This is a genomic window from Flavobacterium sp. 5 (assembly GCF_002813295.1).
Classification (GTDB): domain Bacteria; phylum Bacteroidota; class Bacteroidia; order Flavobacteriales; family Flavobacteriaceae; genus Flavobacterium.
The window spans coordinates 3,799,049-3,821,725 of sequence record NZ_PHUE01000001.1; the positions used below are offsets into that span (position 1 = coordinate 3,799,049).

Genomic DNA, 22,677 nt, shown 5'->3' on the forward strand with positions numbered 1-22,677 from the left:
TGTACTTAAATAGATTTGTAGCCGATTACTTGCATATAGGTAATCAGCTAAATCTATAACATTCAATGATTAAATTGTTTTCAGAATCCCTTAAGTCAGAGTTAGAGTCCAAGTTAGAATTGATACCTGTACAAAGGAATGATTCGGTTCTTTACGCCGAACACGCTATGAAGATTATGATAGAGGGTTTAGAAAAGCTAAAGTCATTTTCCTTAAAATACAAATTCAAAAACAAAGTAGAGGAGATTAGATTCTTCCGCGAAATCAAACCACAGTTTGCAAGCAACTTGATTTATTACAATGAAATTTACAATATCGAAACCAATAAACCTTTTGGTTCTAAAAAAGCAATACGAAAATACTATAATAATGAATTAACTAAATTAGTATCTTTTTTTAATGACAATCTGGAGTTTTATAAATACTACCGAACAGGAAATAGGTGTCTTGATATCAAATATTTTGTACGTGGCGAATACGATATCAAAATGACGCTGGACAGCTTTTATTTTCAGGCAGATCAAAAATTCACAACCTCACATGATTACAAAGTAGCCCAAATTTTGGCCAACGATTTAATAAAAAAATTTTTGGAAGAGAAATTAGAGAGTATGAATAGCAATTATACAGCACTTGCTTCATTAAACAAAAAACAAAAGTGGACAGGATCAAAAGTTGAATTAATAGAATTGATTTACGCGCTCCATACCGAAGGAGTAATCAATAATGGCACATCAGGACTCAAAGAAGTCACATCCTTTTTCGAATCCGCTTTTGAAATTGATTTGGGACAATTCCATAGAGTCTTTTTAGAAATCCGAAACAGAAAATCAGAAAGAACCAAATTCCTGAATACCCTCAAAAATAAACTCATTATCCGAATGGACAATGCAGATGAAAACTAAAAAAGACCGTTCTTATGAACGGTCTTCCAGTTGTTTAAACATAATAATTAACTATCATTTCTAGATAAATCAAGCCGTTAAAACTGAAGCTTAGCCTAATCCAAAAATGTGGCCTATAAAGATCTTCCAATCAGGGTCAATTTCAGCATAACTTACACGAATAGGAGCCAGTGAATCGCTTAAATTAATTTCATTTTTATTTTCAAAATAGGAATGCGGTATTCTGGCAGTCATTGAAGAATGCATGCTATAAGATTCAAAAGAAAATGAAATGATCATGGTTGTCAAAAGGATAGGGTACAAAAATATTTTTTTCATCTTTGTTAATGTTTAATAGTTACTGATTACTTTTTTAATCAGTTCGTTTCTCCCGGGGTAATAAGAACAGTAGTGGTTTTGCTCATAACAAAACCGATTGAATTCAAGGCAAAACTAACCTGAAGGTAAGAACTGCACAACCAGACTATTGTTCGATTCTAGAATTCAAAATGTGTAATTCTGGAATTGAACACAATAAGTTTTATAATAAAACAGAGATTTTCAACAACTTAAAACTATATCGCCTAATTTTATTTAACGGTGCAGCCCATTGTGTTTTCTGTTTTATTTTAGCTACATTTATTTTTGACAAATAGGGCTTTCATAGCTTTCATTTTATATTTTCCCATTTTATCTAATTCATCCCTTTTTATAGCAATGCAAAATAATTACATCTTCATATTAGTAATATGGTTTTATTGTTGTGGAAATGCACAGCAAAAGAATTTTAAATTTCCGGACAGTTTATCTTCTAAAAGCTATAAATACTTTAGCGATAAAATAAGTTACAATGACAGGAATAGTATTCGGGAACAATTGTATGCACAATCTTGGTTAGCAAAAGCAAAATCGGAAAAGAACTTTAGTCAGATGGCGCAAGCCTATAAAACTTTCATTTATCTATTTGATAAAAAATTACGATTAATTTATGCTGACAGTGCAATAACAGCAGCTAAACAGACAGAAGAGATTGAGTTAATTGGTTCGTCATATATGACAAAAGGAATCGTGCAATATGACCGTAATGAACAAATGAAAGCTTTGGATAATTATATTATTGCTAATCAGTATATTTCCCACACAAATAACCAGTATCTTATTTACAAAGTAAAATATGGAATAGCACTGACAAAATACTATCTTGGTTATTATAATGAAGCTATAGCGCTATTCAAGGAATGTGTTGTCTATTTCAAAGAAGAAAATGAACGCGCTTATCTCAATTCACTTCATTCATTGGGATTATGCTACAATAAAATCGGTAATTACCAATTATCTGGCCAGACAAATCAAATAGGACAAAATGCTGGTCAGCTGTTTAAAATAACAGAAATGGAACCTTACTTCATCCTATCGGAAGGCATTAATCAATATTGTCTGCACAATTATAATGATGCCGAAAAAAAATTAAAAGCAGCTTTGACAGCTATTGAAAAAAATAAAGATTTTACAAACGAAACGATAGCCTATTTTTATATCGGAAAAACGTATTGGGCTCAAAATCAAAAAGAAAAAGCATTGCCCTATTTCAAAAAAGTAGATGAAGCTTTTCAAAAACAAAATTACATACGCCCAGATTTAATAGAGGCTTATGCATTGATACTGGATTATTATGTAAAGAAAAAGGATAAGGAAGCACAATTACACTATACCAGCAAGCTCTTAAAAGTGGATCGTGTAATGAACTCCCATTACAAATATCTTATAAGAAAAATATTTAAAGAATACGATGCCAAAAAGTTAATTCTGGCCAATCAGGATATCGAAAATGCAGCGGTCCTGATTATATCTATATTGGCTTTGATAATTATTATTCTGGTTTACAGACGCCATAAAAACAAAAGATTATTCGATGAATTGATGAACCGGCAGCCAGAAGCGGCAATTCCATTTATAGTAGACGAAAATAAAAAAACAGGTGGCAATAGGAGTCCTGAGGAGACAGCTGTACCGGCATCAAGTGGGAATAAAGTAACAGAGCTCGATATAAGTTCCGAAGTTGTGCTGGGAATTCTGATAAAACTTGAAAAATTCGAAAACTCAAAAAAGTATCTGGAGAAAGAGATGAGTCTAATCAAATTAGCTTCATTATTAAGTACAAATACCAAATACGTTTCAAAAATCATTATGAAATACCGCAATAAAGGGACTATAGAATATGTGAGCGATCTAAAAATAGACCACATTGTAGAACTGCTCAAAACCGAAAAGAAATTCCGCCAGTACACCAATAAAGCATTAGGGGTAGAAGTAGGATTTGGTTCAACACAAAATTTCACAAGAGCCTTCAATAACCGCACAGGTATTTCGCCAAGCTACTTCATAAAAGAATTAAACAAATCAATATAGTTTCCTGCTTACTCTTTTGTTTTGATTATAACTGTAATTAACATATCACTCTAATGCTCGTTTGCAGCTGGTAACTGCTTAGTTCATTAAGTTAGGATAATTTAAGTAATACTTGCCAGACCCAGTTCTTTTTACCAAAAATTATCTTGGATTAACTTCGTCCTACTATTTTTAGTCATAAAATAACGGGAGATTTTTTAGCGTTGGCAGGCGGGAGTGATCCGAGAGTCGAGGAGGAACAACGAACGGCTGGATCGCGATAGGAAAACCGGCACGAAGTGAGGTTCATCGAACACCAATCAAAATAAAAGCCAAGTGAGCTAAAAAAGTAAAAATTAATTTTCCCCCCTCTGTTGTTCCTTTACAATAAACACCACCTGACTTTCACAAATTAATTTGCGCTAATTTGTGTTAATTTGTGGTAAAAAAAAGCACTATAACTTTCATTTACACCAGATAATTTTAAGTAGTACTTACCAGACCCTGTTCTTTTTAATTGAAATCTTCTCAGTTGGCTGTCGCTTGTGTCCTCCTTCGTCATAATAGCAAAAAGGGTAATTGACATATGCAAATCAAGTAAGTTTGTCATTCCGACGAAGGAGGAATCTCATCAAGTAGCTCGACAATCTTAGTAAAGCAATCCTTAAAAAAAACTATTAATTTTCAGGCAGTGAAATCGAAGATTCATGAATACAAAAAAAACAATAGTAACCCATGAATATTTTTTTGTTACTTTTTTATCAAGGCAAATCGAAAACACATCGAGCACCACTTAAAATAAAAATCCAGCGGACTAAAAAAACAAAATATTCATTCACAACTTGTGAACCCCTTGTGATATAAAAACCATCAAAACCTACAATTTTGTTCATGACAATTTAAAGCACAAATTTTAAATTGTACATACAGGAATAGAAGTTAACCATCAATTATTAAGATAGGCTAATTGCAAATTCAAAGTAAAAACAATTTGTAGTATCAAATATGAAAATAGAACAAAAAAGAGTTTGCATTTATCCGAAAGACATTCAAAGAATTACTGGCAAAAGTTATAAGTATTCAAGATTACTTCTAATAGACATTCGAAAAAAACTAAACAAAGAGGAACATCAATTCATTAGTATTGAAGAATTTTGTTCATATACAGGACTAAAATTAGAGCAGGTACAACTATTAATCATCGGATAACTTTAATAATTTCCCTCCTGCGGTAGGGCGCATAATAGTATTAAGTTAGGCTTTACTATTTCTCTCAAAGAGGCAAAATTCAGAATTGATTTCTTTGCGTCTCAGCGCCTTTGCGAGAACTAAATATAGGTATTCATCATTCAAAATTTAAAATCAACCATTCATAACTCGTCGTCTAATCAGTAAAAATTTGTGATAATTTGTGCAATTTGCGGTAAAAAAATCTAAGCAGAAACAAACATCTAAATAATGACCTTCTGTCATTGCGGGGAGCGAAGCCCCCCTGAGTAAAGTGAACCGAACATTACCTAATGTATGCATTCTTTTCCTCTTTCCTCCAAAAAATAAAAAAAAAGCCCAATTCCGAAGAACTGAGCTTATAAAATAAAACCACTTTTATTTTTCCTTATTCCGAATCAGCTTTTTAAGCAGTATCGAAATACTAAAACTGACAATCGCTCCCAAAGCAGCCAGAACAATTGTTTTCAAAACATCTTCTGAGTGCAGATTGGGCAGCACACTCAAAAAAGTACCGCTGGCAGTACCAACTAGCGGACTGTTATTACTCTGCATCTGGATACGAATTAGTATCAGTTGTCAATTGACTCACAGCAGAGAGCACGCCACCGGCAACAGCCAGATAACCCCCTATGGTAACCACTGCCACAGGCAGCCCAATCGGAGCAGTAACCAAACAGCCGCCAACAGCCGCTGCGGCAAGTCCGATATTTCGAAGAATTTTAAAAAACTTTGGAGTACGAGCCGCAGCTCTTTTTAAAATAGACATAAATACATTTTTTTAAATTAAAATTTCACAAAGCCAGCAGCAGTTATAGTGAGAATGTCCACCAAAAGATTCACTGCTAATAACAATTACAAATCACTCATTACTCATTACACATTGCCCATCACCCATAGCTCACCGCCCATAGCCCTATTCAGCATAAGACTGAACAAGCAGCAGCACACTCTCTTTCGCATCAAGTTGAGAAAAAACCAATTTCTTAAGCTTTGCAAAGGCAAGTCTGGATTGGAGTCCGCGTCCTTGACCAGAAAGTTGAGTTACTGGAGCAATACAGCCGTTGAGCTCAGTTAAAGCATGATTCGCAGGATGAAACAGAATTAGATTTCTCTGAGGCACATCTAGTATTTCTAAATGCCATCTAAATTTTCTGCTGTATCGCTTTTGAATAAAATATTCCCCTTCTGGAATACAGGAAACTTGACTAATATTGTCCTTCCATGGCAATTCAATTGTATTACAGATTATTTTGCCATCATAGACAAGTTTTCCATTAGTTCCTTCAGGGAAATAAGTTCTCGTCAATACCAAAACCATCCTATAAACCGCTTACAGCAGCCAAGGCCAATGGGTTATAAGTACCATTTTTTAAGGAGTACATTTTTCCATTTACCTCTTGATAAAACTCCATTCCCAGAGCCAAAAATAAAGGCTTAACACTATTGGCTGTCACCATATTGCTTAGATTAATAGCTAATGTTGGCTGTGCATTCCATGCTAGAGGAAGGGTTTCCGAATGAGATTCGACAAAGGTTTCGGCTTCAAAATCAATTTCAGTACCTGCCGAAATAATTTTAAAATGCGTGGTTCCAGCAGGCGCTGCAATCATATTTGTGGGTATGAAGGAAGCAAATACAGCTGAGATTTCACCGCTCACACGGTCAATAGTTGGGGTGTAGGTTGCAAACAGACTGGAACTCAATGTTCCATTAACATTAAATTCGAAGCCATTTAATAGTTCAGCTTCTCCATCAATAACATTTCGCATACCGCGTTCGCTGGTACTGTCGGCTTGAAGTACTTTGATCATCGATTGTGTCAGCCGGCTGACCATCCTGCTGTCCGATGAATTCAAAAGCAGTGATCGTATTGAAGTTCTCAAAACTTTGCCTGCCTTACCAGCTCTCCCAAATTCAGCACCATTTTCACGGGTGCGCTGAAAGGCAGGATCATTGGCAATTCGTTTGGCGTCGATGCCTCCTTTTTCGCGGGCCATATGGCCATCTTTGGTTTTGTAGAAAGTAATATCCCCGATAGTGCCTTTCAGTTTAATAATCCCTTTTTGCTGAGCCATAATTTTAAAAGTATAATGTTGATGTTTAAAATGTTCGGTACATTTTTTCAAACCTTATAAATCAGTTTTGATGCATCTAAAAGCGGATCTATGGTACAAAGCTCTAACTATTGTGTTTAGTATCAAAGTAGTAGGGTTCACCAATAACCATTAAAGATGATAATGACCTTTAAGGCCTATTTTGCCCATACTAAATCACAAAATTTAGTGCCTCTTATACAAACAAACAATCTATTATAACCAATAAATTTTGGTAGAGATTATTTATTTAATAGCCTTGTATAGTCATTTAGAATTCACTTTGAGACTCGTTATAATTGTTTTAAAAACAGTCACACCCATAGAACAACCAAAACCTTCTACTTTAAATTCGCCCTACTATTTGTAGTCATATAATCACGGGAGAATTTTGGCGTTGGCAGGCGGGAGTGATCCAAGACTCGAAGAGGAACGACGTGCAGCTGGATCGCGATAGGAAAACCGACACGAAGTGAGGTTCATCGAACACCAGTCAAAATAAAAGTCAAGTGAGCTAATAAAGTAAAAATTAATTTGCACTAATTTGTGTAATTTGTGGTAAAAAAACACACAATAACTTTTTGCTTCACCATTCACACCAGATAATTTTAAGTAGTACTTGCTACGCCCTGTCCTTTTTAACTGAAATCTTCGCAGTTGGCTATCGCTTGTGTCCTCCTTCGTCGGAATAGCAAAAAGGGTAATTAAGATATGCAAGATTACGTAAGTTTGTCATTCCTGACGAAGGAGGAATCTCATCAAGTAGCTCGACAATCTTAATAAAACGATCCTTTAAAAAAACTATTAATTTTCAAGCTGTGAAATCGAAGATTCATCGAACACCAATGACAATAAAAGTCAAGTGAGCTAAAAAAGTAAAAATTAATTTAACCCCCTGCTGTTTCTTTGCAATACCCCCTTTACTTTCACAAATTAATTTGCGCTAATTTGCGCTAATTTGTGTAATTTGTGGTAAAAAAGCACAATAACTTTTTGCTTCACCATTTACACCAGATAATTTTAAGTAGTACTTGCTACACCCTGTTCTTTTTAACTGAAATCTTCGCAGTTGGCTATCGCTTGTGTCCTCCTTCGTCGGAATAGCAAAAAGGGTAATTAAGATATGCAACATTACGTAAGTTTGTCATTCCGACGAAGGAGGAATCTCATCAAGTAGCTCGACAATCTTAATAAAACAATCCTTTAAAAAAAACTATTAATTTTCAAGCTGTGAAATCAAAGATTTATCGAACACCACTAACAATAAAAGCCAAGTGAGCTAAAAAAGTAAAAATTAATTTAACCCCTCTGCTGTTTCTTTACAATACCACCTTTATTTTCACAAATTAATTTGCGCTAATTTGTGTAATTTGTGGTAAAAAAGCATAATAACTTTTTGCTTCACCATTTACACCAGATAATTTTAAGTAGTACTTGCTACGCCCTGTCCTTTTTAACTGAAATCTTCGCAGTTGGCTATCGCTTGTGTCCTCCTTCGTCGGAATAGCAAAAAGGGTAATTAAGATATGCAACATTACGTAAGTTTGTCATTCCGACGAAGGAGGAATCTCATCAAGTAGCTCGACAATCTTAATAAAACAATCCTTTAAAAAAAACTATTAATTTTCAAGCTGTGAAATCGAAGATTCATCGAACACCAATAACAATAAAAGTATAAGTGAGATAAAATTTGTACGATGATTTTTTGATTAAAAATCGTGAGGTAGTGAAATCAAAGATTCATGAATACCAAAAAAACAATATAAACCCATGAATATTTTTTTGTTACTTTTTTTATCAAGACAAATCGAAGATTCAGCGAACACCAATTAAAATAAAAGTCAGTGAGCTAAAAAAGTAAAAGGTCAAATATAAACCCAGAAATGAATTTTGTTACTTTTTTTATCAAGGAAAATCGAAGATTCAGCTAACATCAATTAAAATTAAAGTCAAGTGAGCTAAAAAACTAAAAGCAGATTCAATTATTTCAGGACGGGACATGGTGTATATCAAAGCCTACTCAAAGGCATGGATAGTGCATGAAGAGTGCATGAAAAGCATATGGATGAATTATATAAAAAAAGACCCCAAAAAAGGTATATTAAACGAGTTACTAAGTAGAATACTTTTGTTGGTAATTCATTTTTATTTTGAAACGGAAAATAGCGGCATAAAAAAAACTCCTTAATTTCTTAAGGAGTTTTTTTGTGGAATCGCCGGGAATCGAACCCGGGTCCAAACAAGCAATTAAAGAGCTTTCTACACGTTTATTTTCTGAATAGATTTTCGACTTGGAGTTAGGTCAGAAACAACCGCTCTTTGCTTAGCTTCTTTAGTTTCGAAATCCACCCGAAGCTTGTGGAAATCTAGGTTTAAATTTACGATTTACCTTAATCGACCGCTATAAACCAAAGCTTTCGAGGTAAATCCTGCTTTCCTACCTGGTAGGACGAGGCTAATCTTACTATAATTCAGATTATGCAGCAAGAGCGTAGTTTCCTTCGCCGTGTAAATGTTTTGAAACCTTTTATTTACGAGAATTGTCCCAGTTCTCGACGTGCTTACTTTCCAATTCGACTTGCTGTCAAAACCAGTCGACCCCATTTTTATTCTTGATTTAAGATTGCAGAATTTAGATTTTACAAATCAAATATTCATTTGTCTTAAAAGTAAATATTTTGCAAAGATACGATATCAAGTATCAATTTCAATGGCAAATTTCAAAAATCAATTTTAAATACTACCCATTCAATCTAAATTCTAAAATCTGCAATCTAAAATTGTTATTCATCCGCCACTTTAAAAGGATAATCACCAAATATAACAGACAGTTTTCGAACCGCATAAGTATTTCTACTGAACTTATTTGATAAAGCAATTATAGTGACATTTTCATCTTTCAACGGAATGTAGGAAGAAGTAAAACCATGCCACCAGCCATTATGGAAATAAAAGTTTTTACCATTATCCCAATTAATCATTCGGATACCTAGTCCATAATTTTTTGTTCCTTTTCTTTCGTTGCTGTAACCAGTATAGACTTGAGCTAACAAGGCTGGTTCCAAAAAGGCAGGAGAATTTCTAGCTCTGTCAAATTTCAGTAAATCTCTAGGAGTAGAATAAATGTTCTTATCCCCATATATTTTATCAAGGTAGTCAATACCTATTTCTACTCTGTTGGCTTTATAGGATGGTGCTACATTGTGTTTATCTTTATCAAAATCCAGGACAAAAGTATGAGTCATTCCTAGTGGTTTGAAGATAATTTGTGCCATTGCATCTCTATAGGATAGCTTGGTTACTTTTTCAATAACCAGAGCCAACATGGCATAATTGGTATTGCAATAAGCAAATCGAGTACCTGTTTTTTGCTCTAACGCAATGTTTTTGGTCCCCATGATAGTCAAAATATCTTGATTTGTCAAGGTATTGTGTCGATCCCAAACACTTTTATCTCGGTCTGTAAAATAGGCATAACTGCGCATACCGCTTCTATGGGAAAGTAACATTCTAATCGTAACTTCAGGATAAGGGAATTCAGGTAAAAAGTCAGTTACTTTTTGGTCTAAGTCAATTCTTTTGGCATTAACCAATTTTAAAACAGCCGTTGCAGTAAGGACTTTACTAACCGATGCAATATGTATAGAAGTAGTGTCTGTTATTGGAGTTTTATCTCTTAAATTCGCATAGCCTTCGTATTTTTCATAAATAATCTGACCGTTTTTTGCCACTAGAAAACCACCGTTCATACAGTTGTTTGGCCAGTTTTTTTTATAAAAAGTTTCTATTTGACGTTTTTTTTCTGCAACATAATCAGCAGTAAGAGGTGTTTCTTTACCCATTGGTTTCATTTTTGGTAAAACGTTTTTGGGTAAATCTGCATCTTTTATTTCTATTTCATCTTTTTCCTTAGTAGTAGATTCATTTTTGCATGAAGTCAATCCTGCTATTGCAAGCAGTAAATAGAGTATATTTGCCTTTTTTATAAAATTCATTTTCGTGGTACTAGAAAAGCAAATATATATAATCCTCTGGTTTTGTTATTGTTTTTTTTTATTTATGAAGATTAATTAATTTAGAATTCTTTATGATGGTTTTTTATATTTAATTAATCATCATGGGATTAAGTTTTTCTAGATGAGAAAATGTTTTATAAAAAAATTGTAAATTAAATAATGTTGTTATATTTGTAACAAATAACACTTGTAAAGTTATATTTTTGCAAGATAAAAAAATCAAGCATGAAGTTCGGAATTATTAAAGAAAGAAAAAATCCACCAGATCGTAGAGTTGTTTTTTCTCCCAATGAATTAACCAAAATAAAGCAATTGTATCCAAGTTGTACTGTAAAAGTAGAAAGCTCAGATATTCGAATTTTTACTGATTTGGACTACCAAAGCATGGGGATTGAAGTAAATAATGATATCAGTGATTGTGACGTTCTTTTTGGAGTAAAAGAAGTTCCTGTTGATCATTTGATTCCTAATAAATCCTATTTCTTTTTTTCGCATACCATCAAAAAACAGCCTTATAACAGAAAGTTGTTACAGGCTATTTTAGAAAAAAATATTGATTTGTACGATCATGAAACCATCGTAGACGCCCACAATCGTAGATTAATTGGTTTTGGACGTTACGCAGGAATGGTTGGAGTTTACAATGCTTTTCGTGCATTTGGAATAAAATTTGAATTATTTAAATTGCCTAAAGCCGAAACACTTTCAGGTAGAGAAGCCTTAATAACACATTTGAAAAGACAGATTTTACCTCCTTTAAAAATTGTTGTAACAGGAACTGGAAAAGTAGGGAATGGCGCCAAAGAGATTTTGGACGCGATGAAAATAAAAGAGGTTACTGTCGAGAATTATTTGACTAAAAAATTCACTCAAGCTGTTTATACTCAGATTGATGTTTTAGATTATAACAAAAGAAAAGACGGTCAAGTACTTGATTTTACAGATTTCCATAATAATCCATCTGAATATATTTCAGATTTCGAAAAATTCACAAAGGTTTCTGATATCTATGTCTCAGGTCATTTTTACGCCAATGAAGCTCCTTTTATTTTATCTCGTGAGATGTTGCAAGCCAACGATTGTAATATAAAAATCGTTGCCGATGTTTCTTGTGATGTCAATGGTCCTATCGCTTGTACTTTGCGTTCCTCGACTATTGCCGAACCTTTGTATGGTTATTTACCTAGCGAGAATAAAGAAGTAGATGTTTTTCATCCAGCTGCTATTGTGGTTATGGCAGTAGATAATTTACCATGCGAATTACCAAAAGATGCCAGTGAAGGTTTTGGTGAAATGTTCTCAGAACATGTTATTCCTGCTTTTTTCAACGGAGACAAAGACGGAATTCTTAAAAGAGCAAAAATGACCGAAAACGGAAAACTCACCGAGCGTTTCAGTTATTTACAAGATTACGTTGACGGAAAATAAACAGTCCTAAAAACATATTAAAACCGATTCATAAAAGAGTCGGTTTTTTTATTACAGCTATTTTAAAGAGTATATGGGCGTGCCACCATAAAGAAAAGGAGCCAACTCAGCATTGCGGTGAGTCGGCTCCTTTTCTTTATGCTGTCGGGCTATCCGCACTACTTCGGTAGTTTGCTTCTATCCCTCACGCGGGCGGGAAGAACTTTAAAAACAATTTAGATTATCATGGGATCTCTTGTCGAAATTATAGGTTAGCCTACCAATACCAAAGGAGATACTTTTAAATTCTTAGCCTCAAGTATCAAAATCATAAGCATCACCTTCAAGATGAATAGGTTCGCCTACCAAAACTATAGGCATGCCTATCAAAAGCAAAGTATTCTTAAAAAAAAGTAATCCTGTTTTTTAACATGGTTTCAATTATTTGAAGAAAATCTTGAATACCGAAATCTACTATCTCGTAATTCATAATTCATAATTCATAATTCGTAATTCATAACTCATAATTCATAACTCATAATTCATAACTCATAATTCATAACTCATAATTCATAATTCATAATTCGTAATTCATAATTCATTAATTGTTTAAACCATATCTTCGGGTTTTACCCACTCATCAAATTCTTCGGGAGTTACATATCCCAAACGAACAGCTTCCTCTTTGAGAGTAGTTCCGTTTTTATGAGCAGTTTGTGCTATCTCTGCCGATTTATAATAACCAATTTTGGTGTTTAAAGCTGTAACCAGCATCAGAGAGTTGTTAACCAACTCTTCAATTCGTTTGTAATTAGGTTCAATTCCTTGGGCGCAATGAATATCGAAAGAGTGACAAGCATCACCAAGCAATTCCGCTGATTGGAGAAAATTAGCAGCCATCATAGGTTTAAAAACATTTAACTCATATTGACCTTGCATACCACCAACAGTAATTGCCATATCATTTCCTATAACTTGAGCGCAAACCATCGTTAATGCTTCGCATTGTGTAGGGTTTACTTTTCCTGGCATGATTGAAGAACCAGGCTCATTTTCGGGAATCAAAATCTCACCAATACCAGATCTTGGTCCCGACGCAAGCATTCGAATATCATTGGCAATTTTATTCAAAGAAACTGCTAATTGCTTTAAAGCACCATGTGTTTCAACAATTGCATCATGAGCTGCAAGGGCTTCAAATTTATTAGAGGCAGTCACAAAAGGGTGTCCAGTAAATTGCGAAATATATTCAGCTACTTTTTCATCATATCCTTTTGGCGTATTTAAACCTGTTCCTACCGCAGTTCCACCCAAAGCGATTTGTGATAAGTGTGGTAATGTATTTTTCACAGCTTTCAAACCAAAATCCAATTGCGCTGCATAGCCTGAAATTTCCTGACCTAAGGTTAGAGGAGTGGCATCCATCAAGTGAGTACGGCCAATTTTGACGACCGATTTAAATTCGGAAGCCTTTTTTCGAAGTGTATCTCTTAATTTTTCAACATTCGGAATTGTGTTCTCTACGACCATTTTATAGGCAGCAATGTGCATAGCAGTTGGAAAAGTATCATTAGAAGATTGTGATTTGTTCACATCATCATTGGCCTTGATGAAAGGTTCATCTTCAGTGATACTTAGTTTTTTTAAAACTTGAGCACGATTGGCAACTACTTCATTGACATTCATATTGCTTTGCGTACCCGAACCAGTTTGCCAAATCACCAATGGAAATTCATCAGAGAGTTTTCCATCCAAAATTTCATCGCATACCAAAGCGATGTAATCTCTTTTTTCAGCGGATAAAACACCCAATTCGCAATTAGTATAAGCTGCAGCTTTTTTTAGATAAGCAAAACCTTCAATAATAGTTTTTGGCATAGAAGCTGATGGACCAATTTTAAAATTGTTTAAAGAACGTTCCGTCTGTGCTCCCCAATATCTATTGTAAGGAACTTGAACTTCTCCCATAGTATCTTTTTCGATTCTATATTTCATGGTATTAATTTTGAATGTTTGCGGTTTAATTTATCTAATAAAATTACTCCTTTTTTTAGTTTTAAATTATTTGATTCGAATAAAAAAAAGTATTGATCGCTCAATACTTTTAATGGTGGAATTTTAGTTGGATTTACTTTTTGATGTAATCTCCGGCATTTACAATTATGAATTTTTTAGGATCAAAATATTTAACTAATGTTGTATTAATTTTTTGTACATCTAAGCTTTTAACTTTGTTTTCAAACTCTTCATAATCTTTAAAAGTTTTTCCTGAATCCATATTTTCTCTTAGTCTGTAAACTAAAAATTCATCAACTCCTAGCATCGTTTGTCTGTTTTGTAGCCAAGATTTCAATGAGCTGTCAAACTCTTCTTTGGTGAAACCTTTGCTAATTGCTTTTTGAATTTCTTCATTCAAAGCAGTCGTTAATTTGTCCTTCATCGTAGGGTTATAAAAAGCATATATTCCCCAACTGGTAGTTGGATCTACAGCATTTGCTTGCAAATAAGAGCCAGCTCCATAACTTAAACCTTCTGTTTCGCGCAAGCGTTGTGGTATTCTGGAAGATAAGAAAGATCCGCCTCCAAGTAACTCATTGGCCATTTCTAATGCAGGATAATCTGGACTTTTTTCTCCAATATTCAAATTGATTTTCCCAAACAAAGCTGCATTTGTTTTATCATTGATCTGAATAGTTTTATCATTTGATTTTACATCAAAATATTGAGTTGGAATTCTTTTGTATGCGACCTTTGGATTCCAATTATCAAGAGTAGTGCTCAGGAAATTTTTTATAATCGGTTTATCTATTCCTCCAACAAAGGATGATATACTATTCGCTCCTCCATAAAAAGTAGCATAAAAGTTTTTAATATCCTCAATTGTAATTTTGTTTAATGTTGCCAGGCTTTCATCTGTTGTTTCAGAGTAAAACGGATGTGTTTTTGAATATAATGCCGTTAGTTTTGTTAGCTCTTCACTTGCAACAGCTTGTGGTTCATTACGGTTAGCTTCTAATCCGTTTTTGGTTTCCAGTTTTAGTTTTTCAAATTCGGTAACATCAAACGAAGGATTTTTTAAAATGTCCTGTACCAAGTTTAAAGCATTACTTAAGTTGGTTTTGTCAGTACTAATCCTTACATATAAACCATCTATAGCACCTGATAAGCTCAGGTTGATTTTGTATTGATCGATTTGGTCGTTGATTTCTTTTTTAGTTCTGTTTTTAGTTCCAAGTTTTAACATACTTGCAGTTAAACCAGCAATCATCGATTTTTGACTTAATGATTTTTCATCTCCCATTCTTAATAAAATGCGACCTTCAATTTTATTTCCTTTGGCTGGTTTTTCTAATAAAGCATATTTTCCTCCAGAGGCTAATTTTCCTTCCTCAGTAGATTTTATAATATTTGCTATTGATGTTTCAAAGGTAGCGGTGTTAGCTTCCATTGCTTTTCCTTTGTAATCTTTAACCACGGCTGCAATATCTGTGATTTCGTTTACTTTTGTTCTTTGGCTAGTCACTTCTGGAATGAAGCGTCCCCAAGTTCTGTTGCTTTGTAAATAGTATTTTTTAGCTGCATTTTGGATATCAGCAACAGTCAAGGCTTCAATATTGTCTCTGTCTATAAAAAACAAACGCCAATCACCAGCTCCAATATATTCAGTCATTGCTACTGATAAATTGATGGTTTTGTTATAAGTGTTTTCAAATTGCTTTAACAATTCATTTTTAGCACGTTTAAGGTCGTCTTCTGTAAAAGCCATTGTAGGAACTGAATTCATAGTTTCTAAAAAAGCTTTTTGAACTGCATTAATATCCTTATCTTTTGCAATCTCACAAGCAAAATAGCTAAAAGCTGGATCTTTTAATGTCAAAGTATAACCATATACATTAGTTGATAATTTTGTTTCTACCAATGCTTTGTATAAAGCTCCAGAAGGATTGTTGGTAAGTATTGAAATTAAAGCATTATTGGCTGCAAATTCTTTGTCTGCATAACTTGGACTATGATAGGCCATTCCAATATACTGAAGATCACCATTTCTTTTGAGTTCAACAAAACGTTCTCCGTCCTGAGCAGGCTCTAAAGTATAGGTTTTCTCAATTTCATTTTTTGATTTTGGAATAGGAGAAAAGTAGTCTTTAATCCAAGAAAGAGTTTTTTTCTCATCAAATTTTCCTCCAATAATAAGTGTGGTATTATTTGGTTGGTAATATTTTTGATAAAATACTTTTAATCTGCTTGCTTTTACTCGCTCAATATCTTCTTTACTTCCAATGGTTGATTTTCCATAATTATGCCATAAATAAGCTGTGGAAAGAATACGTTCGTTTAAAACACTTGATGGATCATTTTCGCCTATTTCGAATTCATTTCGAACCACACTAAATTCACTATCTAAATCCGATTGGAGTATAGCCGACGTGACCATTCTATCCGATTCCATATCTAGAGCCCATTTTAAATTTTCATCTGTAGCTGGCAATATTTCATAATAATTAGTACGATCATAATAAGTGGTACCATTGGCTTGAGCACCTTTATCGGCAATCGTTTTTTTGATATCAGTAAATTTAGAAGAACGTTTGAATAACATGTGTTCTAATAAATGCGCCATACCCGATTCTCCATAGCCCTCATGACGAGAACCTACACCATATACAATATTGACAATCACATTTGATTGTGCGGCATCTGGAATTAATAAAATTTTCATTCCGTTAGGTAAGCTATATTCTTTAATACCTTCTACTGAAGTGACAAGAGTTGGTTCTTGTGAATAGGCTTTTGTGATTAATAAGGACACAAAAGAGAGAACAAGGAGTAGTTTTTTCATGCTTTTATGATTGATTGTAAGTTTATATTGTAAAAATATTATTTTTTTTGAAAGAATAATCAATTAAATTCGAAAAATTATGATGGTTTTAACACGATTAATTCGTTTGCTTTATTTTTTTTTTAAATTTATAAAATGTTTCTCATTAAAATAAATATTTTGTTTTAATAATTTGATTTTCAGTATTGTTTTAAAACTATGGATGATAAAAAAGAGCTAATTACATGGGCCAAAAATTATTTGAGAGGTGAAGATATTTCTAATGACATTTCTTTCGAAGATTTATATCAAAACCTAATTCAATATGAGCAATATGGCTATGCTACTGAAATATTGTTAAAAAAGATTGCTGACAATGAAGATCAAGGCACTGAAATAAAACTTTTTAAATATCAGGATTTAGCTGATAATGTATACAAAGACAGTACGTTGTCTTCTTATTTTAAATTTGATAAAGCAATTAATATACTCAAGTCCTATTGTGACTTAGAACATACAAAAAACTCAAGAACAGTAGGCATTGCAGGTGCAATTTATAAAAACAAGTGGAAGTTTAATCATCAATTTCATAATTTATTGCAATCGCGATCCTATTATAAAAAAGGATATTTGATTTGGCAAAACAAAATGCATAAATCGATTCAAACCGAAACCGAGTGTGTTAATACAGCTGTGAATTATGCTAATATTAATGAGTTAATTGTAATTGAAAATTTAGAACAACTCTCTGAAACTTGTGAAATTACTAGCGAAACAATTGCAAGATTTGAAATAGCACAAAATATAAGAAAAGAAATTATCGATGCTTATTTGGTAGATGTCGATGAAGTCGTTTTTAAAGATGGAATTGAATCCAAGGAGAAATTATATACAGCTTTGGCTGAAGCTTTTTTTGGTTTACGAATGTATAAAAAATCATTGTATTTTATTGAATTATATACCCAGGACAAAACAGAGAATTGGCAAATTAAATCATTTAGTAAACAAATCTATAATTTGACTAATTATCAAAATAAGGAGAAAGGTCAAAAATCTATAAATAAAGATCCTTTTCATAAAAATGAAATTATAAAGGAAGAACAAAATAAATGTTTAATTGCTTTAAATCTCAAGGCTAATGAAAGTGAGAATGAAAGTAATGTAAAACAAAAACAGCAAAACAAGCTGGGAATCGGGCTTTCTGGAGGTGGTTTTAGAGCATCTTTGTTTCATATTGGAGTTTTGGCGGCTTTGGCCGAGAAAGATAAATTAAAAGACATTGAGGTTATTTCATGCGTTTCTGGAGGTTCTATCATTGGTGCTTTTTATTATTTAAAAATCAAGCAGTTATTTGAAAGTAAAACTGATGAAAGCATTGTGCAAGAAGATTATATTCAAATTGTAAAAGAAATTGAAACAGAATTTTTAAGTGCTGTTCAAAAGAATATTAGAATGAGACTCTTAACCAGTTTTTCTAAGAATTTGAAGATGTGGAATGGAGATTCATATTCTCGTTCTAATAGATTAGGTGAATTGTATGAAGAATATTTTTATAAATCATTACTCCCCAAAAATGATTCATCACCAATTTTTATGAGCGATTTATTTATTGTTCCTTTTGGTCATGAATCATTCAAATTGAATAATGATAATTGGAAAAGAAGTAATAAGGTGCCACAATTAATTCTAAATGCTACAGCAGTAAATACGGGACACAATTGGCAATTTACAGCTTCTTGGATGGGTGAACCACCAACATATATTTCAGATGAATTCGATGTAAAACCACGTTTGAGAAGAATGTATTATGAAAATGCACCAGAGCAGTACCAAAAATTTAGATTGGGTTATGCTGTTGCGGCTTCATCATGTGTTCCAGTTTTGTTTCAGCCTCTAGTATTGAAAGATTTGTATAAAAATTTCAATTTAGAATTGATTGATGGAGGTGTGCATGATAATCAAGGGATAGCATCAATATTAGAGCAGGAGTGTGATGAAATTATTATAAGCGATGCCAGTGCACAAATGCCAAATCATGCAGTGCATACTGAAAATGCATTGTCCTTGTTTTTTAGAGTTGATACTATTTTGCAGGAACGTTTGCGTGAGATTCAATTATTGGATTTAAAATCTCGAAAATATTCGTCAATTGTTAGTAAACTTTCAATTGTCCATCTAAAAAATGGATTGACACAACTTCCTGTGAGTTGGATTGATTGTACCGATGTAAATAGGAGTATTTTGTATGATAAAGAAATAGAAGATGAAAATGCACTTTTGAAATATGGTTTGATGAAGAAAATTCAGAAAGGACTTAGTGAAGTACGAACCGATTTGGATTCCTTTAATGATCTTGAAGCGTATGCTTTAATGTATAGTGGATACAAACAAATGATGCATGAAAATAGTTCTGAAGCTGTGAAAAAATGGAATTGGAATTTTCTGAAAGTAGCAGAGAATTGCACTCTTCCTGCTAAAGAAAAACAATTGGTAAAACAATTGAAAATTAGCAGTACTATTCCTTTTAAGATTATTAAGATGTCAAAAAGTCTAAGTTTTGCAGTTTTAGGAATTGGTAGTATTGTGTTGATTGTAATGCTATTTGGTTTAATTTGTAATTGGAGTAATCCAAAACCTTTTTATCAAATTGATATCTCTTATGATTTTATAGGAATTACAGTAATTGTTTTTTTAGTTGGTTTTCTATCCAAATTTTTAGCCAAAGCAATTAATATAGAAAATACAATAAAAAAGAAAGCCATATTATTTTTGCTAATAACATTCGGCTGGGTCTTTTCTATAATTTATATTCGTATTTTTAACCCTTGGTATAATAGATTAGGAAAAGTAAAATAAATGAAAAAATTAGGATTGATAGGTGGGATTAGTTGGGTATCAACTGCCGATTATTATAGATTTATAAATGAAGGAATTAATGAAAAATTAGGAGGTGTTAATTTTGCTGAATGCATGATTTATTCTTTTAATTATAATGATATCAAAAATAATAATGATAATAACGATTGGGAATCAACATTTAATATGTTGTCTAAAGCATCTCAAAGTCTTAAAAACAGTGGCGCTGAAGCAATTATTCTTTGTGCCAATACAATGCATGTAATTGCGGATCGTATTCAGGAAAGTATCGGTTTACCTTTGATACATATTGCCACCGAAACCGCAAAAGAAATTCAAAAAACGAATATTAAACGGGTAGGGCTCTTAGGAACAAAATTCACAATGGAATTGGATTTCTTTAAAGACAAATTATCTGCTCTTGATATTGAAACAATAATACCAGAGACAGATGACAGGGAATTTATTCATGAAACTATCTTTAATGAATTAGGAAAAGGACTAATACTGGAAAGTACCAAGAAAAGATATCTTTCAATCATAGAAAAATTAATCGATAATGGAGCAGAAGGGATAATTCTCGGATGTACAGAAATTCCTTTACTGGTAAAACAAGATGAGGTAAAAGTTCCGGTTTTCGATACTGCTTTAATACATTCAAATGCTGCAGTAGCATTTGCTTTAAGTTAAATTTTTAATTAGATGTTACATTCAGTATTTGCTTAACAATTTTTAAGACCTTCTATCAATATATCAATATCTTCGGTAGTATTAAAATGGCTAAATGAAATACGAATGTTTGGCTTTTTTAAATCATTTGGTGAAAGCATTTCCGCTAATACATGCGAAGGTCTGATGCTACCTGATTGACAGGCGCTACCTCGAGAAACAGCTATTCCTTTCATGTCCAAATGGAACAAAATCATGGCTGTTTTACTTTCGTCTAGTGGTAAAGTTATATTGAGTAAATTATAAAAGGTATTTTCTCCATTGATTTTAAAATCTGGAAAATTTACTTTTAGTTTTTCAATAGTATATTCTTTCAATGAGGCAATATATTGACTTTCGGTTTCAAGATTTTGATAGGAAAGTTCGAGTGCTTTTGCCATTCCTGCAATTTGATGTATCGCTTCAGTTCCTGGGCGAAGTCCTTTTTCCTGTTCTCCTCCAAAAAACAAAGGTTGTAAACCTGCATTTTTTCGAACAAAAGCAAATCCCGCTCCTTTTGGACCATGAAACTTATGTGCACTGGCTACTACGAAATCAATTGGAGTGTGTTGTAAATCAATTTTAGTTTTTCCGATAGATTGTACGGTATCTGAATGAAATAAAGCATTATGTTCTTGACAAATTTGGCTAACTCTGTCAAGATCCAAAATGGTGCCAGTTTCATTATTAATATGCATTAATGAAACTAAGGTTTTTTTTTCGTTTGATAATAATTCGACTAAATGTGTCAAATCAATTTCGCCATTAGATTTCACATTTACAAAATCCAACTGAATTTTATATTCATTTTGAAGCGCCATTGCTGTATGAAGTACAGCATGATGTTCTATTTTGCTAGTGATAATACGTTCTACTTTTAAATCTTTTACAGCCGAACGCATAATCCAATTGTTGGCTTCGGTGCCACAAGAAGTAAAAATGATTTCAGATGCAGAAGCATTTATTTGTTTCGCTATCGATTTTCGAGAAAGCTCAAGTATACTTTTGGCATTACGTCCTAAACTATGAGTAGACGAAGGATTGCCATAATCTTCGGTTAGTATTTTGGTCATTTCCAGGATCACTTCGGGATGCAGTGCAGTAGTAGAGGCGTTATCGAGATATACTTTTTTCATGCTTATATAGATTTTGAATCTTGAGCAATTGCTTTGGATTTATTTTTTTTGCCAAATAATATTTTCTTATTAAAAATAATAATGGAGAACAAAATAAGAGAATAGGATACCATTTGAAGCAAACTAACTTCCTCTTTAAAGTAAAAAACAGCCAGAGTAAAATTGATTATCGGATTGATATACATTAGGATTCCAACAGTAGATGAGTCCAGACCTTTTAATGCGTACAGGTTTAAAAAAAGCGGAATAATTGTAAAGAATACAACGATGCAAAATAAACACGTATAAAATAAAGGATCAACAGGAATTGCTCCACTGTAATTTGGATAAAAAGGTAAAATAAGTAAAGCAATAAAAAGTAACTGAATGTTCAAAATTACAAATTTATCAATTTCACTATTCTTGCGCTGACTAACCAAATACAAGGCATAGGTTGAGGCAACAACAAGGCTGTAAAAAATATCTTGAAAATGATTAAGGGATAATAAAATACAACTTATTGTACTGATGCACACTGCTATCCATTTCCATTTGTTTAATTTTTCTTTTAACAAAAAGAAAGCAAAAACAGTGGTTAAAATTGGGCAAATTAAATAAGCGAGTGAACCTGCTTTGACATTTATATGATTAATTACATATATAAAAATCAACCAATTGGAAGCTAAAATCAAACTTCCTACCAAGGTTAATATGATGATTTTTCGTTTTGTTTGTTTTGACATTATACTAAAATCATCCCAGTTTTTTTTAAGCTTTTTTCTTCTGAAAATTAGATTTATGGAAGTCAATGTAAATACACTAAAAAACACGCGATAGAATAGTATATCGAGAGAGGGATAACTGGAAATTGGTTTTAAAGCCAGACTGAAAAATCCCCAGAGAAAAAAAGCTGAAAAAGCTGCAAAGTAATAGTTGTATTTTTTCATTGAAAAGTAAAATTCTGCACAAAGGTAAGAATTTCTAAAACCAATAAAATGAATTTGGTTTAGATGTTAAGGAATGAATTGGTATAATTGAGATTTCATAAAATTGAGTTCTTTGTTGTTTTGCTTGTTATAGTATTAATAATATAAAAATAGGGTAGCGTAAAAGATTAAATTGACTGTAATGGATATGTTTTTGATCTCTAAAGTTTACGGA

Annotated in this window: 16 protein-coding genes and 1 other RNA gene; 6 read left to right on the forward strand and 11 right to left on the reverse strand. The window is 32.8% G+C overall.

Going from position 1 to position 22,677, the window contains the following annotated elements; translation table 11 throughout:
* Positions 1–65: 65 nt before the first annotated feature.
* Complete coding sequence (locus CLU82_RS15845; protein ID WP_232735256.1) at positions 66–905, forward strand: RteC domain-containing protein; 840 nt, start codon at positions 66–68, stop codon at positions 903–905.
* Between the two features lie 90 nt (positions 906–995).
* Here the strand turns inward: CLU82_RS15845 and CLU82_RS15850 are convergent, their stop codons facing one another.
* Positions 996–1,223: a hypothetical protein gene (locus tag CLU82_RS15850; RefSeq protein WP_157813373.1), complete on the reverse strand. Its 228-nt coding sequence runs from the start codon at positions 1,221–1,223 to the stop codon at positions 996–998.
* Positions 1,224–1,601: 378 nt separating this feature from the next.
* On the opposite strand from CLU82_RS15850, the gene CLU82_RS15855 reads away from it, so the two are divergent.
* Both CLU82_RS15855 and CLU82_RS15860 read left to right on the forward strand, forming a co-directional pair.
* Positions 1,602–3,293, forward strand: a complete 1,692-nt coding sequence (locus tag CLU82_RS15855; protein WP_100844004.1) for an AraC family transcriptional regulator — start codon at positions 1,602–1,604, stop codon at positions 3,291–3,293.
* A gap of 984 nt (positions 3,294–4,277) precedes the next feature.
* Positions 4,278–4,481, forward strand: coding sequence for a hypothetical protein (locus CLU82_RS15860; RefSeq protein WP_100844005.1), 204 nt, complete (start codon positions 4,278–4,280; stop codon positions 4,479–4,481).
* 396 nt (positions 4,482–4,877) lie between these two features.
* Here CLU82_RS15860 and CLU82_RS20875 read toward each other — a convergent pair whose 3' ends face one another.
* From CLU82_RS20875 to CLU82_RS15885, 6 genes are all read right to left on the reverse strand, one after another.
* Positions 4,878–5,054: a hypothetical protein gene (locus tag CLU82_RS20875; RefSeq protein WP_198520232.1), complete on the reverse strand. Its 177-nt coding sequence runs from the start codon at positions 5,052–5,054 to the stop codon at positions 4,878–4,880.
* Positions 5,044–5,268: a hypothetical protein gene (locus tag CLU82_RS15865; RefSeq protein WP_100844006.1), complete on the reverse strand. Its 225-nt coding sequence runs from the start codon at positions 5,266–5,268 to the stop codon at positions 5,044–5,046. Before CLU82_RS15865 ends, CLU82_RS20875 begins: the two co-directional genes overlap by 11 nt.
* 147 nt (positions 5,269–5,415) lie before the next feature.
* On the reverse strand, positions 5,416–5,820 hold the full coding sequence (locus CLU82_RS15870) for a DUF5675 family protein (RefSeq protein WP_100844007.1): 405 nt from the start codon (positions 5,818–5,820) through the stop codon (positions 5,416–5,418).
* Between the two features lies 1 nt (position 5,821).
* Positions 5,822–6,577, reverse strand: coding sequence for a hypothetical protein (locus tag CLU82_RS15875; protein ID WP_100844008.1), 756 nt, complete (start codon positions 6,575–6,577; stop codon positions 5,822–5,824).
* 2,223 nt (positions 6,578–8,800) lie between these two features.
* Positions 8,801–9,197: a transfer-messenger RNA gene (ssrA, locus tag CLU82_RS15880) on the reverse strand.
* A gap of 181 nt (positions 9,198–9,378) precedes the next feature.
* The gene (locus tag CLU82_RS15885; RefSeq protein ID WP_100844009.1) at positions 9,379–10,590 is read right to left on the reverse strand and encodes a serine hydrolase; all 1,212 of its coding nucleotides are present in this window, start codon (positions 10,588–10,590) and stop codon (positions 9,379–9,381) included.
* Positions 10,591–10,836: 246 nt separating this feature from the next.
* Here CLU82_RS15885 and CLU82_RS15890 point away from each other — a divergent pair, with 246 nt between their 5' ends.
* Positions 10,837–12,039 (forward strand): NAD(P)-dependent oxidoreductase, encoded by a 1,203-nt coding sequence (locus CLU82_RS15890; RefSeq protein ID WP_100844010.1) that lies wholly within the window; start codon positions 10,837–10,839, stop codon positions 12,037–12,039.
* A 588-nt stretch (positions 12,040–12,627) separates the two neighbouring features.
* On the opposite strand, the gene fumC is transcribed toward CLU82_RS15890, so the two are convergent.
* Both fumC and CLU82_RS15900 read right to left on the reverse strand, forming a co-directional pair.
* Complete coding sequence (fumC, locus tag CLU82_RS15895) at positions 12,628–14,013, reverse strand: class II fumarate hydratase (RefSeq protein ID WP_100844011.1); 1,386 nt, start codon at positions 14,011–14,013, stop codon at positions 12,628–12,630.
* 133 nt (positions 14,014–14,146) lie between these two features.
* Positions 14,147–16,858 (reverse strand): pitrilysin family protein, encoded by a 2,712-nt coding sequence (locus CLU82_RS15900; RefSeq protein ID WP_100844012.1) that lies wholly within the window; start codon positions 16,856–16,858, stop codon positions 14,147–14,149.
* 198 nt (positions 16,859–17,056) lie between these two features.
* Here CLU82_RS15900 and CLU82_RS15905 point away from each other — a divergent pair, with 198 nt between their 5' ends.
* Together CLU82_RS15905 and CLU82_RS15910 are read left to right on the forward strand one after the other, a co-directional pair.
* Positions 17,057–19,693 (forward strand): patatin-like phospholipase family protein, encoded by a 2,637-nt coding sequence (locus tag CLU82_RS15905; protein ID WP_100844013.1) that lies wholly within the window; start codon positions 17,057–17,059, stop codon positions 19,691–19,693.
* Positions 19,694–20,383: an aspartate/glutamate racemase family protein gene (locus CLU82_RS15910; RefSeq protein WP_100844014.1), complete on the forward strand. Its 690-nt coding sequence runs from the start codon at positions 19,694–19,696 to the stop codon at positions 20,381–20,383.
* Between the two features lie 32 nt (positions 20,384–20,415).
* Here the strand turns inward: CLU82_RS15910 and CLU82_RS15915 are convergent, their stop codons facing one another.
* Entirely contained in the window at positions 20,416–21,537 is a 1,122-nt protein-coding gene (locus CLU82_RS15915) for a cysteine desulfurase family protein (protein WP_100844015.1), read from the reverse strand.
* A 2-nt stretch (positions 21,538–21,539) separates the two neighbouring features.
* Complete coding sequence (locus CLU82_RS15920; RefSeq protein WP_100844016.1) at positions 21,540–22,463, reverse strand: EamA family transporter; 924 nt, start codon at positions 22,461–22,463, stop codon at positions 21,540–21,542.
* Positions 22,464–22,677: the final 214 nt, after the last annotated feature.

Excerpts from the sequence above, each read along its gene's own strand:
- CLU82_RS15845 (WP_232735256.1), top strand. The coding sequence starts at position 66 with ATGATTAAATTGTTTTCAGAATCCCTTAAGTCAGAGTTAGAGTCCAAG.
- CLU82_RS15850 (WP_157813373.1), bottom strand. The coding sequence starts at position 1,223 with ATGAAAAAAATATTTTTGTACCCTATCCTTTTGACAACCATGATCATT.
- CLU82_RS15855 (WP_100844004.1), top strand. The coding sequence starts at position 1,602 with ATGCAAAATAATTACATCTTCATATTAGTAATATGGTTTTATTGTTGT.
- CLU82_RS15860 (WP_100844005.1), top strand. The coding sequence starts at position 4,278 with ATGAAAATAGAACAAAAAAGAGTTTGCATTTATCCGAAAGACATTCAA.
- CLU82_RS20875 (WP_198520232.1), bottom strand. The coding sequence starts at position 5,054 with ATGCAGAGTAATAACAGTCCGCTAGTTGGTACTGCCAGCGGTACTTTT.
- CLU82_RS15865 (WP_100844006.1), bottom strand. The coding sequence starts at position 5,268 with ATGTCTATTTTAAAAAGAGCTGCGGCTCGTACTCCAAAGTTTTTTAAA.
- CLU82_RS15870 (WP_100844007.1), bottom strand. The coding sequence starts at position 5,820 with ATGGTTTTGGTATTGACGAGAACTTATTTCCCTGAAGGAACTAATGGA.
- CLU82_RS15875 (WP_100844008.1), bottom strand. The coding sequence starts at position 6,577 with ATGGCTCAGCAAAAAGGGATTATTAAACTGAAAGGCACTATCGGGGAT.
- CLU82_RS15885 (WP_100844009.1), bottom strand. The coding sequence starts at position 10,590 with ATGAATTTTATAAAAAAGGCAAATATACTCTATTTACTGCTTGCAATA.
- CLU82_RS15890 (WP_100844010.1), top strand. The coding sequence starts at position 10,837 with ATGAAGTTCGGAATTATTAAAGAAAGAAAAAATCCACCAGATCGTAGA.
- fumC (WP_100844011.1), bottom strand. The coding sequence starts at position 14,013 with ATGAAATATAGAATCGAAAAAGATACTATGGGAGAAGTTCAAGTTCCT.
- CLU82_RS15900 (WP_100844012.1), bottom strand. The coding sequence starts at position 16,858 with ATGAAAAAACTACTCCTTGTTCTCTCTTTTGTGTCCTTATTAATCACA.
- CLU82_RS15905 (WP_100844013.1), top strand. The coding sequence starts at position 17,057 with ATGGATGATAAAAAAGAGCTAATTACATGGGCCAAAAATTATTTGAGA.
- CLU82_RS15910 (WP_100844014.1), top strand. The coding sequence starts at position 19,694 with ATGAAAAAATTAGGATTGATAGGTGGGATTAGTTGGGTATCAACTGCC.
- CLU82_RS15915 (WP_100844015.1), bottom strand. The coding sequence starts at position 21,537 with ATGAAAAAAGTATATCTCGATAACGCCTCTACTACTGCACTGCATCCC.
- CLU82_RS15920 (WP_100844016.1), bottom strand. The coding sequence starts at position 22,463 with ATGAAAAAATACAACTATTACTTTGCAGCTTTTTCAGCTTTTTTTCTC.